The sequence below is a fragment of the Dyella sp. genome (genome assembly GCF_036746095.1).
Taxonomy (GTDB): Bacteria; Pseudomonadota; Gammaproteobacteria; order Xanthomonadales; family Rhodanobacteraceae; genus Dyella_B.
Window position 1 is genome coordinate 110,557 of the sequence record NZ_DAIOEU010000003.1, and the last position, 13,025, is coordinate 123,581.

Annotated in this window: 13 protein-coding genes; 6 read left to right on the top strand and 7 right to left on the bottom strand. The window is 61.3% G+C overall.

Annotation, left to right across the window (positions count from 1 at the left end; genetic code table 11):
- Positions 1 to 94 precede the first annotated feature (94 nt).
- The 4 genes from lpdA to pilH all read left to right on the top strand — a co-directional run bounded on the left by lpdA (position 95) and on the right by pilH (position 3,785).
- Complete coding sequence (gene lpdA, locus V7M64_RS02810; protein ID WP_333676856.1) at positions 95 to 1,519, top strand: dihydrolipoyl dehydrogenase; 1,425 nt, start codon at positions 95 to 97, stop codon at positions 1,517 to 1,519.
- A gap of 227 nt (positions 1,520 to 1,746) precedes the next feature.
- Complete coding sequence (locus V7M64_RS02815; RefSeq protein ID WP_333676858.1) at positions 1,747 to 2,343, top strand: TIGR00730 family Rossman fold protein; 597 nt, start codon at positions 1,747 to 1,749, stop codon at positions 2,341 to 2,343.
- Positions 2,344 to 2,353: 10 nt separating this feature from the next.
- Positions 2,354 to 3,349 carry a YhdH/YhfP family quinone oxidoreductase gene (locus V7M64_RS02820; protein WP_333676860.1) on the top strand — a complete coding sequence of 332 codons (996 nt, stop codon included), beginning with the start codon at positions 2,354 to 2,356 and terminating at the stop codon, positions 3,347 to 3,349.
- 70 nt (positions 3,350 to 3,419) lie between these two features.
- Entirely contained in the window at positions 3,420 to 3,785 is a 366-nt protein-coding gene (pilH, locus tag V7M64_RS02825; RefSeq protein ID WP_324150953.1) for a twitching motility response regulator PilH, read from the top strand.
- A 78-nt stretch (positions 3,786 to 3,863) separates the two neighbouring features.
- Here pilH and V7M64_RS02830 read toward each other — a convergent pair whose 3' ends face one another.
- Complete coding sequence (locus V7M64_RS02830; RefSeq protein ID WP_333676864.1) at positions 3,864 to 4,763, bottom strand: DnaJ C-terminal domain-containing protein; 900 nt, start codon at positions 4,761 to 4,763, stop codon at positions 3,864 to 3,866.
- A 138-nt stretch (positions 4,764 to 4,901) separates the two neighbouring features.
- The gene (locus V7M64_RS02835) at positions 4,902 to 5,348 is read right to left on the bottom strand and encodes an Hsp20/alpha crystallin family protein (protein ID WP_333676866.1); all 447 of its coding nucleotides are present in this window, start codon (positions 5,346 to 5,348) and stop codon (positions 4,902 to 4,904) included.
- Between the two features lie 141 nt (positions 5,349 to 5,489).
- On the opposite strand from V7M64_RS02835, the gene V7M64_RS02840 reads away from it, so the two are divergent.
- Entirely contained in the window at positions 5,490 to 5,978 is a 489-nt protein-coding gene (locus V7M64_RS02840; protein WP_333676868.1) for a peroxiredoxin, read from the top strand.
- Positions 5,979 to 6,135: 157 nt separating this feature from the next.
- Positions 6,136 to 6,444 carry a hypothetical protein gene (locus tag V7M64_RS02845; protein ID WP_333676870.1) on the top strand — a complete coding sequence of 103 codons (309 nt, stop codon included), beginning with the start codon at positions 6,136 to 6,138 and terminating at the stop codon, positions 6,442 to 6,444.
- An 83-nt stretch (positions 6,445 to 6,527) separates the two neighbouring features.
- Here V7M64_RS02845 and gyrA read toward each other — a convergent pair whose 3' ends face one another.
- From gyrA to V7M64_RS02870, 5 genes are all read right to left on the bottom strand, one after another.
- On the bottom strand, positions 6,528 to 9,131 hold the full coding sequence (gene gyrA, locus V7M64_RS02850; RefSeq protein ID WP_333676872.1) for a DNA gyrase subunit A: 2,604 nt from the start codon (positions 9,129 to 9,131) through the stop codon (positions 6,528 to 6,530).
- 141 nt (positions 9,132 to 9,272) lie between these two features.
- Positions 9,273 to 9,680, bottom strand: a complete 408-nt coding sequence (locus V7M64_RS02855; RefSeq protein WP_333676874.1) for a GtrA family protein — start codon at positions 9,678 to 9,680, stop codon at positions 9,273 to 9,275.
- On the bottom strand, positions 9,677 to 10,696 hold the full coding sequence (gene mtnA / locus V7M64_RS02860) for an S-methyl-5-thioribose-1-phosphate isomerase (RefSeq protein ID WP_333676876.1): 1,020 nt from the start codon (positions 10,694 to 10,696) through the stop codon (positions 9,677 to 9,679). The genes V7M64_RS02855 and mtnA overlap by 4 nt, the downstream gene beginning before the upstream one ends.
- Before the next feature lie 115 nt (positions 10,697 to 10,811).
- On the bottom strand, positions 10,812 to 11,879 hold the full coding sequence (gene phaC / locus V7M64_RS02865) for a class III poly(R)-hydroxyalkanoic acid synthase subunit PhaC (RefSeq protein ID WP_333676878.1): 1,068 nt from the start codon (positions 11,877 to 11,879) through the stop codon (positions 10,812 to 10,814).
- A 9-nt stretch (positions 11,880 to 11,888) separates the two neighbouring features.
- Complete coding sequence (locus tag V7M64_RS02870) at positions 11,889 to 12,926, bottom strand: poly(R)-hydroxyalkanoic acid synthase subunit PhaE (RefSeq protein WP_333676881.1); 1,038 nt, start codon at positions 12,924 to 12,926, stop codon at positions 11,889 to 11,891.
- Between the last annotated feature and the right edge of the window lie 99 nt (positions 12,927 to 13,025).

Below are 13,025 nucleotides of genomic sequence, written 5' to 3' on the forward strand. Positions count from 1 at the left end.
GGGTGCACTCGCTGCAGCCCTGGCCACCCCTCTTTCGAAATCCCTCACGCGCCGCCATATACGGCACGATTCCGCGCCTTAGGAAACTCAAACCATGAGCGACAAATTCGACGTCATCGTCATCGGCGCCGGCCCTGCCGGTTATGTGGCCGCGATCCGCGCCGCGCAGCTTGGCCTCAAGACCGCCTGCGTGGACGCCTTCATCGGCAAGGACGGCAAGCAAGCCCTCGGTGGCACCTGCCTCAACGTGGGCTGCATTCCGTCCAAGGCGCTGCTCGATTCGTCCAAGCAGTACTTCAACCTCTCGCACAACTTGCCGGCACACGGCATCAGCGTCGAGAACGCCAAAGTGGACATGGCCACCTTCATCGGCCGCAAGGACAAGATCGTCAAGCAGTTCACTGGCGGCATCGGCCAGCTGTTCAAGGCCAACAAGGTCACGCCGTTCTTCGGCAAGGGCAAGTTGCTGAAAGGCAACAACGTCGAGATCACCGGCAACGACGGAACCAAGCAGACGATCAGCGCCACCAATGTGATCCTCGCTTCCGGCTCGGTGCCGATCGAGTTGCCGTTCGCCAAGTTCGATGGCAAGAACATCATCGACAACGCCGGCGCGCTCGACATCACTGAAGTGCCGAAGCGCCTGGGCGTGATCGGCGCCGGCGTGATCGGCCTGGAACTGGGCAGCGTGTGGAACCGCCTGGGCGCACAGGTGACGATTCTCGAAGCACTGCCGGATTTCCTCGCAGTCGCCGATCAGGACGTCGCCAAGATCGCCAAGAAGGAATTCGAGAAGCAGGGCCTCACCATCAAGCTCGGCGCCAAGCTGACCAATGCCGAGGTGAAGAAGAATGAAGTCGCGCTCACCTACGAAGACAAGGACGGTGCACACGAACTCACCGTCGACAAGCTGCTGGTGGCCGTTGGCCGCCGGGCTTACACCGAAGGCCTGCTGGCCGGCGACACCGGCGTGAAGCTGGACGAGCGTGGCCGCATCGTGGTGGACGAGCACAACCACACCGGCGTGGACGGCGTGTGGGCGATCGGTGACGCCGTGCGCGGCCCAATGCTGGCGCACAAGGGCTCCGAGGAAGGCGTGGCGGTGGCCGAGTGGATCGCCGGCAAGGCCGGCCACATCAACCTTGATACGGTGCCGTGGGTAATCTACACCGAGCCCGAAATTGCCTGGGCCGGCAAGACCGAGAAGGAACTGAAGGAACTGGGCATTCCGTACAAGGTCGGCACCTTCCCGTTCGCCGCCATCGGCCGCGCCGTGGCGATGAACGAGGCCATCGGCCAGGTGAAGGTCCTCGCCCATGCCGAGACCGACCGCCTGCTGGGTGTGCACATGGTCGGCCCGGGCGTGTCCGAGTTGATCGCCGAAGCCGTGGTGGCGATGGAGTTCAAGGGCTCCGCCGAAGACCTGGCCCGCATCGTCCACGCCCATCCGACACTTTCGGAAGCTGTGCACGAAGCGGCGCTGTCGGTGGACAAGCGCGCGATTCACAAGGGCAACTGAGGCCTCGTGCCATCATGTGAAGAACGGCCCGCTCGTGGCGACATGGGCGGGCCGTTTGGTTTCAACGACCCGCAATTCTCACCACCGTCATTCCGGCGAAGGCCGGAATCCAGTTTCAATGTGTTGTGCGAAGCACTCAGGATAGTTTTTGTGTCCTTCGGACGCGTATTTGAACTGGATGCTGGCCTTCGCCGGCACGACGGGCCCAAAGCGAGCCCATCAATCCTATGCCCCAACCCACCGCCTTCTGCGTCTACTGCGGCTCCCAAAGCGGCCAACACCCCATCTACGTCGAAACCGCCCATGCCTTCGGCCTGGAACTGGCGCGCCGCGGCATTGCCCTGGTGTACGGCGGCGGCAAGGTCGGCTTGATGGGCACGGTGGCCAACGCTGCGCTCGCCGGTGGCGGCAAAGTGATCGGCGTGATTCCACGACAGCTGGTCGATCGCGAGGTGGCGCACACAGGCCTCACCGAATTGGTGGTGGTCGACACCATGCATCAGCGCAAAACGCGGATGTACGAACTCTCCGACGCGTTCGTCGCCCTGCCCGGTGGCTTCGGCACCATGGATGAAATGTTCGAGATGCTCACTTGGGCGCAACTCGGTCTGCATCGCTATCCGTGCGCTTTCCTCAATACGCATGGCTACTACAGTCACCTGCGCAGCATGATGAACCACATGGTTGCCGAAGGTTTCGTGGCACCAGGCCGGCGCGACAGTGTGTGGTTCGGCGAATCCATCAGCGAGCTGTTCGACTGGACAGCTCACTCCGACGCCGCCGTCACGCCACGCGTCGTCGATGCGTCCAGCATCAAGGCATGAGACTCCCACCATGACGACGTTCCAAGCCTTCCGCATTCACAACGATGCCCACGGTTATCGTGGCGGCATCGAAACCATGCACACCGATGCACTCAGTGCGGGCGAAGTGCTGGTGAAAGTGGCCTACTCGTCGGTGAACTACAAAGATGCGCTGGCCGGCACCGGCAAAGGCAAGATTCTTCGGCAGTATCCGCTCAACGGCGGTATCGATGCAGCAGGCGTGGTGGCCGCTTCCGCCGATGCGCTGTTCAAGGAAGGCGACAAGGTTCTGTGCACCGGCAGCAGCCTTTCCGAAACGCGCGATGGCGGTTACGGCCAATACATTCGCCTGCCTTCGCAATGGGCGATTCCGCTACCGGATGCGTTGAGCCTGCGCGAAAGCATGATCCTTGGAACAGCCGGCTTTACGGCCGCGCTGGCGCTGCTGCGCATGCAGGACAACGGCCAAACACCCGCGCTCGGCCCTATCGCCGTCAGTGGCGCCAGCGGTGGCGTGGGCATGCTGGCGATCGATATCTTCACGCGCGCCGGTTATGACGTGCACGCGATCAGCGGCAAGGCGGCACATTTCGATTTCCTGCGCAGTCTTGGTGCTGTCGAATGCATCGATCGTCACCAATGGGCTGTCAGCGGCAAGCCGATGGATTCGGCGCGCTTCGGCGGCGCGCTGGACAACGTTGGGGGCGCGATGCTGGCTGGCCTGCTGCCATTGATCACCCCTTACGGCAACGTTGCCATCTGCGGCAACGCTGGCGGCATTGGCCTGGAAAGCACGGTGATGCCGTTCATCATTCGCGGCGTCAGTCTGCTGGGCATTGCCTCGGCCGGCACGGCCCGGGCTATTCGCGGGCGGGTATGGCACCATCTGGCCAGCGACTGGAAGCCGCGCCACCTTGACCGCATCGCTACGCGGGAAATTACCTTGGCGCAGCTTCCGGAAGTCTTCGAGCATATGCTGGCAGGCGAATCCTTCGGCCGCACGATAGTGCGCATGGATCACGTTTAACGCAGGCTATGCTTGGAAGCGTCGCCACGGCGACATAGAATTAACGAAACGACTAGGGGATTCCCACCTTATGGCACGCATTCTGATCGTCGACGATTCGCCGTCGCAGCTCCTCGGTATCAAGCGCATCGTCGAGAAGCTCGGCCATGAAACGCTGACCGCCGAGGACGGTGCCGCGGGTGTGGCGGTGGCGAAGCAGGAAAAGCCTGCACTCATCCTGATGGACGTGGTGATGCCGAACCTCAACGGTTTCCAGGCCACGCGCACCATCAGCAAGGATCCGGAAACCGCGCATATTCCGATCGTGCTGGTCACCACCAAGGACCAGGAAACCGACAAGGTGTGGGGCATGCGCCAGGGCGCGAAGGCGTATGTCACCAAGCCGATCAAGGAAGATGAACTGGTGAAAGTATTGAAGGAATTGCTGCCCGCCTGATGGCGAACCGCAGGTTGTGTTCAACAAGAAAACGGCGCCATTGCGGCGCCGTTTTTTGTTTCCGTGTCCCAAGCATGTTCACTGCCGCGGATCGTAATGCGCAAATTGCGCCTGCAGCGTTTCATAGGCTTGGCGCTGCGCATCGTTCTCTGCCAGCGGCACCCTGATCGACACTTCGACCAGCTGATCGCCGGGCGCCGGGCCTGGCATGCCACGACCTTTCAGACGCAACTTGCGGCCCGATTGCGTGCCGGCCGGGATGCGCAGGTCCACCGTGCCCGCCAGCGTTGGCACCGGTACCGTAGCACCCAGCGCCGCCTCCCACGGGCTGACCGGCAGCACGTGCAGCACATTGCGGCCGTCCAGCTTGAAGCGCGCATCATCGCGGATGCCTACTTCCAGCATCAGGTCGCCATTCGGGCCGCCGCCTCCACCAGGGTGTCCCTGGCCGCTTAGCCGGATCACCTGGCCCGGCTGGATGCCGGCGGGAATCTTCACTTCCAGCACGCGTTCCTGGCCGCTGCCGTCGTCCAGGTTCAGGCGGGTGCGGCCACCGCTGAAAGCGGTCTGCAGGTCGATCTGCACCTGGGCGCGGACATCGCGGCCCCGGCGCGCGCGCGGCGCATGGCGCCCGCCCGCGCCAGCGCGGCCGAACAGGCTTTCGAAGAAGTCGCTGAAATCGCCGTCGCCGGTATCGCCGAAATCAAACCCCTGCCCCTGGCCCCAGTTCGGCGGTGGCCGGAACTGCTCGCCGGGACGGTACCCGCCTGCGCGCAGTTGATCGTAGGCGCGACGCTTTTCGCCGTCGCGCAACACTTCGTTGGCTTCGTTGATCGCCTTGAATTTCTCTTCCGCGCCGGCTTCCTTGTTCTTGTCCGGATGATATTTGCGCGCAAGCTTGCGATAAGCGGCCTTGATATCGGCCTCGCTGGCATCGGGCTTGACGCCCAGCACGTCGTAATAGTCTTTGAATTCCACTGCCACTCCTCAACAGGATGGATCGAGCAGCATTGCCCGATGCTCATGTCTGCCCCAACATGTCGGCCGCAACGCAAATGGCCCGCCGCGGATCATGGTCCGCGGCGAGCCGTCAACGCAACATGGAACGATGCGCGCTTACTGCGTGTTGATGGTAATGCGGCGCGGCGCTTTTTCCGCCTTCTTCGGAATCACGATTTCCAGCACGCCATGCCTGCCGGTAGCGCTGATGCTGTCGGCATCGGCGCTATCGGGCAAGGCAAAGCGGCGGTGGAAGCTGCCTTGCGTGCGCTCGACGCGCGTGAAGCGGCCGTTCTGTTCCTGCTTCTCGACCGTGCGCTCGCCCTTGATGGTGAGAATGCCCTTTTCCATGCTCACTTCGATGTTGGCTGGGTCCACGCCGGGTACGTCGGCAAAGATCACGAAGCGCTGCTCTTCTTCCTTGATGTCCACACGGGGCGCCCACTGGCTGGTGACGACGCTGGAACCGTCGCTTTCTTCGTTCTGGAAGAAACGCTCAAACGCCTGGCGAAAATCGGCTGGCAAGGTGCTGCTGCTCCAGAAGGTATTTCGGCTGGGATGCATGGCTGTATTCCTCAAAATAGTTGCGGTGCGTTCACCGCTTGACAGCCACATAGGTTCCTCACCGATACGTTTCAAGGCGACAGGCAGGCAGATCCGGCGATACCATGCCCGACGTTGTCATGGCTTTAAGTGGATACCCTTATGACCATTCAAATTGGGCAAGCTCTACCAGACATGCCGATCGCGGTGATCGACGGCGACACCGACATCCAGCGCATCACCACCGCCCCGCTTTTCACCGGCCGCAAGGTGGTGTTGTTCGGGGTGCCGGGCGCCTTCACGCCTACTTGTTCGGAACGCCACCTGCCCGGCTACGTCCGGCACTACGAGGCCTTCAAAGCACATGGCGTGGACGTCTACTGCCTGGCCGTGAACGATGCCTACGTGATGAAAGCGTGGGCGCTGTCCCAGCACGTGCCGGCCGGACTCAAGCTGCTGGCCGACGGCAATGCGGCGCTTACCAGAGCACTCGGGCTGGAGATGGACGGCAGCGCTTACGGCATGGGCATGCGCTCACGCCGTTTTTCGCTGTATGCGCAAAACGGCATGGTGAAATCGCTGCATGTCGAATCCCCCGGCGAGCTGCGCGTAACCACGGCCGAGGCGATGCTCGAAACGCTGCCTCAGTAATTCCTACAAAACTACGAGCTTTAGATCACATCAACTACAAGAAATCTCCTACAAATTAGACGCTAGGGCGTCATAGTCGACCCGGTAACCCGGCCATGCCCAGCCGGCGCGCGCACGGAAGCGTCGTCACGTCTACCGGGTGTGCGGGAGATTCCTCGTGAAATATCACAACATTTGCATGCCATTGCTGGTGGCATGTCTTTTGTCATCGACGACCCAGGCTTCTTCAACGCCTGCACATGCCACAAGATCCGGCAGCGGTGGCGTTATCACCTTCACCGGCTCGATCGTGCGACCTACTTCCGTGCCTGTCATGGCGGCCACGCCGGCTCAGGCCGATCCGTCAACGAATACCACTGTCGAGCCTTTATCACAGGCCCAGCCTCGGCTAGCCAGCGATCTGCTGGACTACTACGCACAATACGCCAAACCAGGCGCCAAGCTCGTCAGCGTAAGCTATCAGTGACGTGGCATGTGCCTATCACTGCAGTCAGCGCCAAGAAAAAAGCCTCGGAAGAACCGAGGCTTTTTCGTTCAATGGTGCCGAATTTACTCGTTCGGCGATGTATCAATGGGTGCTTCTGGCGTAGGTGTTTCGCCTTCATCCGTTTCGGCGTCGTCACCGTTGCTTTCGTCCGCATCCACACGCACTACGCTGACCAACGCTTCTTCCGCCGGCAGACGGATCAGCGTGACGCCCTGGGTGTTGCGGCCAAGCTGCGACACTTCCATCGCGCGCGTACGCACCAATGTGCCCTGGTTGGAAATCAGGATCAGCTCATGTGTATCACTCACCTGGATGGCGGCTACCAGCGCGCCATTGCGTTCGGAGCACTGGATGCCGATCACGCCTTGCGTGCCACGGCCTTTCTTCGGGAATTCGGCAAGCTCGGTGCGCTTGCCGTAGCCGCGTTCGGTGGCGGTGAGAATGTCACCTTCCTGCGCCACCACCAGCGACACGACCTTTGCCTCGTCGGTGAGCTTCATGCCGCGCACGCCGGTGGCGGTACGGCCCATCGGGCGCACTTCGCTTTCGTCGAAGCGCACGACCTTGCCATTCGAGGCGAACAACAGCACGTCACTGTTGCCGTCGGTCAGCACCACGCCGACCAGTGCATCACCGCCATCCAGGTTGATGGCGATCTTGCCCTTCTGCAGTTGGTATTCGAATTCGGTAAGCGGCGTCTTCTTCACCGTGCCTTGCGAGGTGGCGAAGAACACATAGCGATCCGCGCTGTACTCATGCACCGGTAATACGGCTTGCACCTTCTCACCTTCGGCCAGCGGCAGCAGGTTCACCATCGGCTTGCCGCGCGCGTTCGGACCAGCTTCCGGCATCTGGTACACCTTGACCCAATAGACGCGGCCGGTGCTGGTAAAGGTGAGCAGCGTGTCGTGCGTGTTCACCACCCACAGCTGTTCGACGAAATCTTCTTCTTTCAAGGCCGAAGCAGAACGGCCTTTGCCGCCGCGGCGCTGGGCGCGATAGATGCTGATCGGCTGGCGCTTGACGTACCCGGCGTGCGACAGCGTGACCACCACGTCTTCCGGCGCGATCAGGTCGAGAACGTTGAGGTCTTCCTGCGAAGGCTGAATTTCGGTGCGGCGTGCGTTGCCGAATTCGGCCTTGATCACTTCGAGTTCGTCGCGGATCACCGCAAGCAGGCGTGCGGGATCTTCAAGAATCAGGATCAAGCCACGAATGGTTTCCAGTATCTCGCGGTATTCGTCGGAGATTTTCTCCTGCTCCAGCCCGGTCAGGCGGTGCAAGCGCATGGCCAGGATTTCCTGCGCCTGCGTTTCGGAAAGCTGATAACCATCAGGCTTCAGCCCATCGCGCGGATCCAGGTCTTCCGGGCGGGAATCTTCCGCTCCTGCCGCGCCCATCAGCGCGGACACCAAGCCCGGCTGCCACTTGCGTGCGAGCATGCGCTCCTTCGCTTCCTGCGGCGAGGCAGAGGTCTTGATCAGTTCGATCATCTCGTCGATGTTGGCGAGCGCGACGGCCAGGCCTTCCAGGATGTGCGCGCGAGCGCGTGCCTTGCGCAGCTCGAAAATCGTGCGGCGCGTGACCACTTCGCGACGATGGCGAATGAACGCTTCGAGGATTTCCTTCAGGTTGAGCGTGCGCGGCTGGCCATCGACCAGGGCCACCATGTTGATGCCGAAGGTGACCTGCAGCTGCGTCTGCTGGAACAGGTTGTTGAGCACCACATCGGCCATCGAATCGCGACGGATCTCGATGACGATGCGCATGCCGTCCTTATCGGATTCGTCGCGCAGTTCGGAGATGCCTTCGAGGCGCTTCTCTTTCACCAGTTCGGCGATCTTCTCGATCAGGCGCGCCTTGTTCACCTGGTACGGCAGCTCGTGGACGATGATCGTCTCGCGGCCGTTGGATTCGGTTTCGATCTCGGTACGCGCACGCACCAGGATGCGGCCACGACCCGTGCGATAGGCTTCGACGATACCCGCTGCGCCATTGATGATGCCGGCGGTCGGGAAATCCGGCCCCTGCACGTGCTGCATCAGGTCGTCGATCGAAAGCGACGAATCGTCGATCAGCGCGATGGTCGCCGCGATCACTTCGCTGAGATTGTGCGGCGGCACGTTGGTGGCCATGCCGACGGCGATACCGGCCGAACCGTTGATCAGCAGGTTGGGAACGCGTGTTGGCAGAACGGAAGGTTCGAGCTCCTTCTCGTCGTAGTTCGGTACGAAGTCGACGGTTTCCTTGTCGATGTCGGCCAGCAGTTCGGATGACAGGCGCTCCATGCGGCATTCGGTGTAACGCATCGCCGCGGCAGCATCGCCGTCGATCGAACCGAAGTTGCCCTGACCGTCGACCAAGGGATAACGCAGCGAGAAATCCTGCGCCATGCGCACCAGCGCATCGTAAATGGAGCTGTCGCCGTGCGGATGGAATTTACCCATCACGTCACCGACGATGCGTGCGCACTTTACATAAGGACGGTTCCAGACATTGTTGGCCTCGTACATGCCGAACAACACGCGGCGATGTACGGGCTTCAGGCCATCGCGGACATCCGGGAGGGCGCGTCCCACGATCACGCTCATGGCGTAATCGAGGTAGCTTTGGCGCATTTCGTCTTCGATATTGACGCGGATGACTTCTTTGGCGAGATCTGCCATCAATCGGCTTCCCTGGTAGCAAATAAGAGCCCCGAGACAGGCGCGCCGGGCGCGTGTCCTGGAGGGTCAGGCGGTAGGCGGCAATTGTATCACAGCGATACTTGAAAAGGCTTAAATTTAGCCTTTTCAATCAATAAGTTACTAGCCAGTTTTGGCACGCCGAAAAAGCAGCATGCGGGCGCTCGCGAAATTGACCACGGCAGCGAAAACCGAGCCGACGCCAACCGCGAACACGGGCCACTTATGCCAGCTCGGAAATGCCATCAGGCAGGCGACGTAGGCAGCGTAATTCACCGCTGCGCCGCCACTCATCAATGCCATCCAGTGCAGCCATTCGCCAATTAGTGAACGCCCGCTATGGCGTGCGGCGAAGGTATGGCTACGGTTCCACCACCATGTCACCGTGGCAGCCGCCAGGAAAGAAATCACTCGGCCAGCATAAGGATTGAAGTGCGCGAAAGTGACCAGCGTCTGCACGATGCCAGCGTCGACGACGAAGCCGATCGCCCCACCGATCGCAAACAGCATCACCTCATGGCGCAGCCTCATGCGGCGAATACAGCCCGCATGTGCTCGAGGGTGGGATGTTCGATCACACCACGCTCGGTGACAATCGCATCGATCAGCGAAGCCGGCGTGACGTCGAAAACCGGATTCCAGGCTTGTGCGCCTTCGACCACCGTGCGGCGGCCTGCAACGCTGAGCAGTTCCGCGGCATCACGCAATTCGATGTCGATGTCCTCGCCCGACGCCGTCGCCATGTCCACGGTGGAGGACGGTGCCACCACCATGAACTTCACGCCATGGTGGCGGGCGGCGATGGCGAGCTGGTAGGTGCCGATCTTGTTGGCGGTGTCGCCGTTGGCGGCAATGCGATCGGCGCCGACGATGACCCATTTCACCGCCCCGGACTTCATCAGATGCGACGCCGCGGAATCGGCGATCAACTTGGCGGGAATGCCATCGCGCACCAACTCCCACATGGTGAGCCGTGCCCCCTGCTGCCAGGGGCGCGTTTCGCCTGCAAACACCTGGTTGACACGACCTGCCGCGACGCCGGCGCGGATCACGCCCAACGCCGTGCCATAGCCGGAGGTGGCCAGCGAACCGGTGTTGCAATGGGTCATCACACCGGAGCCCGGGGCGATCAGGGCCGCGCCCAGTTCACCCATATGGCGGTTGGCGGCGAGATCTTCATCCTGGATGAGCTGCGCTTCACGCTCCAGGGCGACCGCATCGACGCCTGCTGCCATGTGCGCCTTCATGCGATCAAGCGCCCACATCAGGTTTACGGCGGTGGGGCGTGCCGCACGAAGTTCCGCCAAGGCCGGCTCCATCGCTACGTCCTGCTGCGCAGCAAGCACAACGCCCCAGGCTGCGGCAATGCCGATGGCTGGCGCACCGCGCACGGCCAGATCTTTGATGGCGTGGATGACAGCCGTGTAGTCGCGGCAATCCAGCCATTTTTCCTCGGCGGGCAGCAAGCGCTGATCCAGCAGGCGGAGATGGTCGCCACGCCATTGCACGGCGCGGATGGTGTCGTGAGCGGATGCGAGACTAATCATCGCCGTAGTTTAGCAGCAATGGTTTGGCAGACCCTTTCGAGCGAGTTGTCACGAAAGGGACAAAGGAGGCTGGGTTACGTTCGTCAACCCCACCTGCGTACACACGTTGTGCTTGTCAACTACGTGCCCGCAGCCACTGATGAATCGATGGCGCCACTTCGCGCTGCGCACGGCTGGAAACGTAGATGCCGATATGCCCACCCTTGAAGGCCAGCTCGGTGTAGTCGGTCGTGCCAACATGGCGTTGCAGCGCGCGTGAGGCATCCGGCGGCACGAGGTGGTCCTGCGTGGCGTAGATGTTGAGCACCGGCTGGGTCACCATGCCCAGATCCACGGGCTGCCTGCCGATCTGCAGATCGCCTTTGATCAACCTGTTCTGCTGGAAGAATGCCTTGATGAATTCGCGGAAGGCTTCGCCGGCCTGGTCGGGCGAGTCGAAGATCCAGCGCTCCATGCGCAGGAAATTTTTCAGTTCTGCGGGGTTGTCGAGAATGTCGACCATGCTGACGTATTTTTGCTGATTCAAGCGCAGCGGCTTGAGCATCAGGTACACCCAGTTCATCAATTCCGCCGGAATGTTGCCCAGCGTATCGACGAACAAATCCACGTCCATGCCCTGCACCCAATGCGCAAGCATGTTGTCCGGCGTGCGGAAATCCACTGGCGTCACCATGGTGACCAGGTTCTTGACCTTTTCCGGATGCATGGCGGTGTAGCACAGCGAGAATGTACCGCCCTGGCAGATACCGAGCAGGTTGATCGCACCCAGGCCATGGCGCTGGCAGATCTCATCGACAGCGCGATCGAGATAGCCATTGAGGTAATCATCCAGCGTGAGCCAGCGATCCGCGCCGTCCGGATAGCCCCAGTCGATCAGGTAGACGTCTTCGCCCTGCTCCAGCAGATTGCGGACCAGCGAGCGGTCTTCCTGCAGGTCCGTCATCCACACCGTGTTGACCAGCGCGTACACGACAAGGACCGGCACGCGAGCAGTGGGCGTGTGGTTGCCCTTCATGTGCCAGACGGTGAGCTTGTCTTCGCGATACACCGCTTCGCGCGGCGTGTTGGCGTAGTCCTGTTCGCCCAGGCCACGCAGGTTCTGCAAGCCAGCAGCAAGCTTGCGCTGGAACACGGCGATTTCGTTGAAGGCTTGCTGCGGATCGATAGGGAAAGGATTCTGCATGCTGGTTCCTTACTTCCGCTTGCCGGCGGCGGAGCGCGTGGCTTTCGTGCGTTGCGAAGGGGTTTTGCTGTTTTCGCCGTTGCTCTTGCGCTCGATCGGATGCACTTTTGCCACCTTGCTTGCCGCGAGCTCATGCTTCAACGAAGCGATTTCGGCCTGCAGTGAATCGACCAGCGAAGCATCCACATTCGATTCAACATGCCCGCGCGCTTTCAATTCACGCCGCAGTTCTTGCACGCGCTGGCCTAGGCTGTTCACTTCGCTGCGCGTGGGAATGCCAAGCTCACGGCACACCTGTTCGGTATGTTGTTGCTGCAGCTTGCGCACCTGCATCTGCGCATTCACCAACGCACCGAACACGTCGCGGTATTCCTCCGAAAGCGCCATTTCGGCATAGGCGCCTTCCATTGCGTCGACCCACAGGTCGTACAGTGCCTTGAGCGATTGGACCTGCTTGCCGGGCTCACCATGCTGACCCAGCATCGCCTGCAATTTGGCGATGCCTTGCGCGTTCACCTTCTGCAGCAGCGCATGGTAGCGCGCGCTGGTCTGTGCGTATTCCTGCATGGCCGCTTGCAGGGCCTGCTGGTCGAGCTGGAATTCACGGGTAATGCCGAAGGTCGCCATCTGGCCGTTTGGCATGGCCGCCGCCATGCCAGCCTGCTGCATGGCTTGCAGCCACGCCTGCCATTGATGCTCCATGCCGAAGGCGGAGGCACTGTCGATGCCCGCAACGGCTTGTTGAAAGGGCTGCGTAAAAGCGGAAAGAAATGACTGCATGGCGGCAGGTTGCTGCCATGGATTGCTGTGCTGCCCCAGCCCCACTCCCGTGGCGGCCTGCTGCAACCAACTGCCGTAGGCTTGGAGGCTGGCGAGGCTACGCGTGAGCAGGTCGTTCTGCGGCATGGCTGCCGCACCCATGCCCATCCCCATGCCGAAAGGATTCGACTGTCCTGGCTGCTGTTGCAGATATCGCATCCAGGTATCCCAGGATTGTTGTGCGAAAGCCTGGTAGTCCTTAAGAAAATCATTCGCCTGGTCGTGCATGCCTGCATCCTCGAGGTGAAGCGCGGATCGTATCAAATACGAGCTTTCGAAAATGAAAACGCCCGGCTATGGAACCGGGCGTTTTCGTTGGATCAGCTT

Coding starts and splice junctions, on each gene's coding strand:
- lpdA (WP_333676856.1), top strand. CDS start 95: ATGAGCGACAAATTCGACGTCATCGTCATCGGCGCCGGCCCTGCCGGT.
- V7M64_RS02815 (WP_333676858.1), top strand. CDS start 1,747: ATGCCCCAACCCACCGCCTTCTGCGTCTACTGCGGCTCCCAAAGCGGC.
- V7M64_RS02820 (WP_333676860.1), top strand. CDS start 2,354: ATGACGACGTTCCAAGCCTTCCGCATTCACAACGATGCCCACGGTTAT.
- pilH (WP_324150953.1), top strand. CDS start 3,420: ATGGCACGCATTCTGATCGTCGACGATTCGCCGTCGCAGCTCCTCGGT.
- V7M64_RS02835 (WP_333676866.1), bottom strand. CDS start 5,348: ATGCATCCCAGCCGAAATACCTTCTGGAGCAGCAGCACCTTGCCAGCC.
- V7M64_RS02840 (WP_333676868.1), top strand. CDS start 5,490: ATGACCATTCAAATTGGGCAAGCTCTACCAGACATGCCGATCGCGGTG.
- gyrA (WP_333676872.1), bottom strand. CDS start 9,131: ATGGCAGATCTCGCCAAAGAAGTCATCCGCGTCAATATCGAAGACGAA.
- V7M64_RS02855 (WP_333676874.1), bottom strand. CDS start 9,680: ATGAGGCTGCGCCATGAGGTGATGCTGTTTGCGATCGGTGGGGCGATC.
- mtnA (WP_333676876.1), bottom strand. CDS start 10,696: ATGATTAGTCTCGCATCCGCTCACGACACCATCCGCGCCGTGCAATGG.
- phaC (WP_333676878.1), bottom strand. CDS start 11,879: ATGCAGAATCCTTTCCCTATCGATCCGCAGCAAGCCTTCAACGAAATC.
- V7M64_RS02870 (WP_333676881.1), bottom strand. CDS start 12,926: ATGCACGACCAGGCGAATGATTTTCTTAAGGACTACCAGGCTTTCGCA.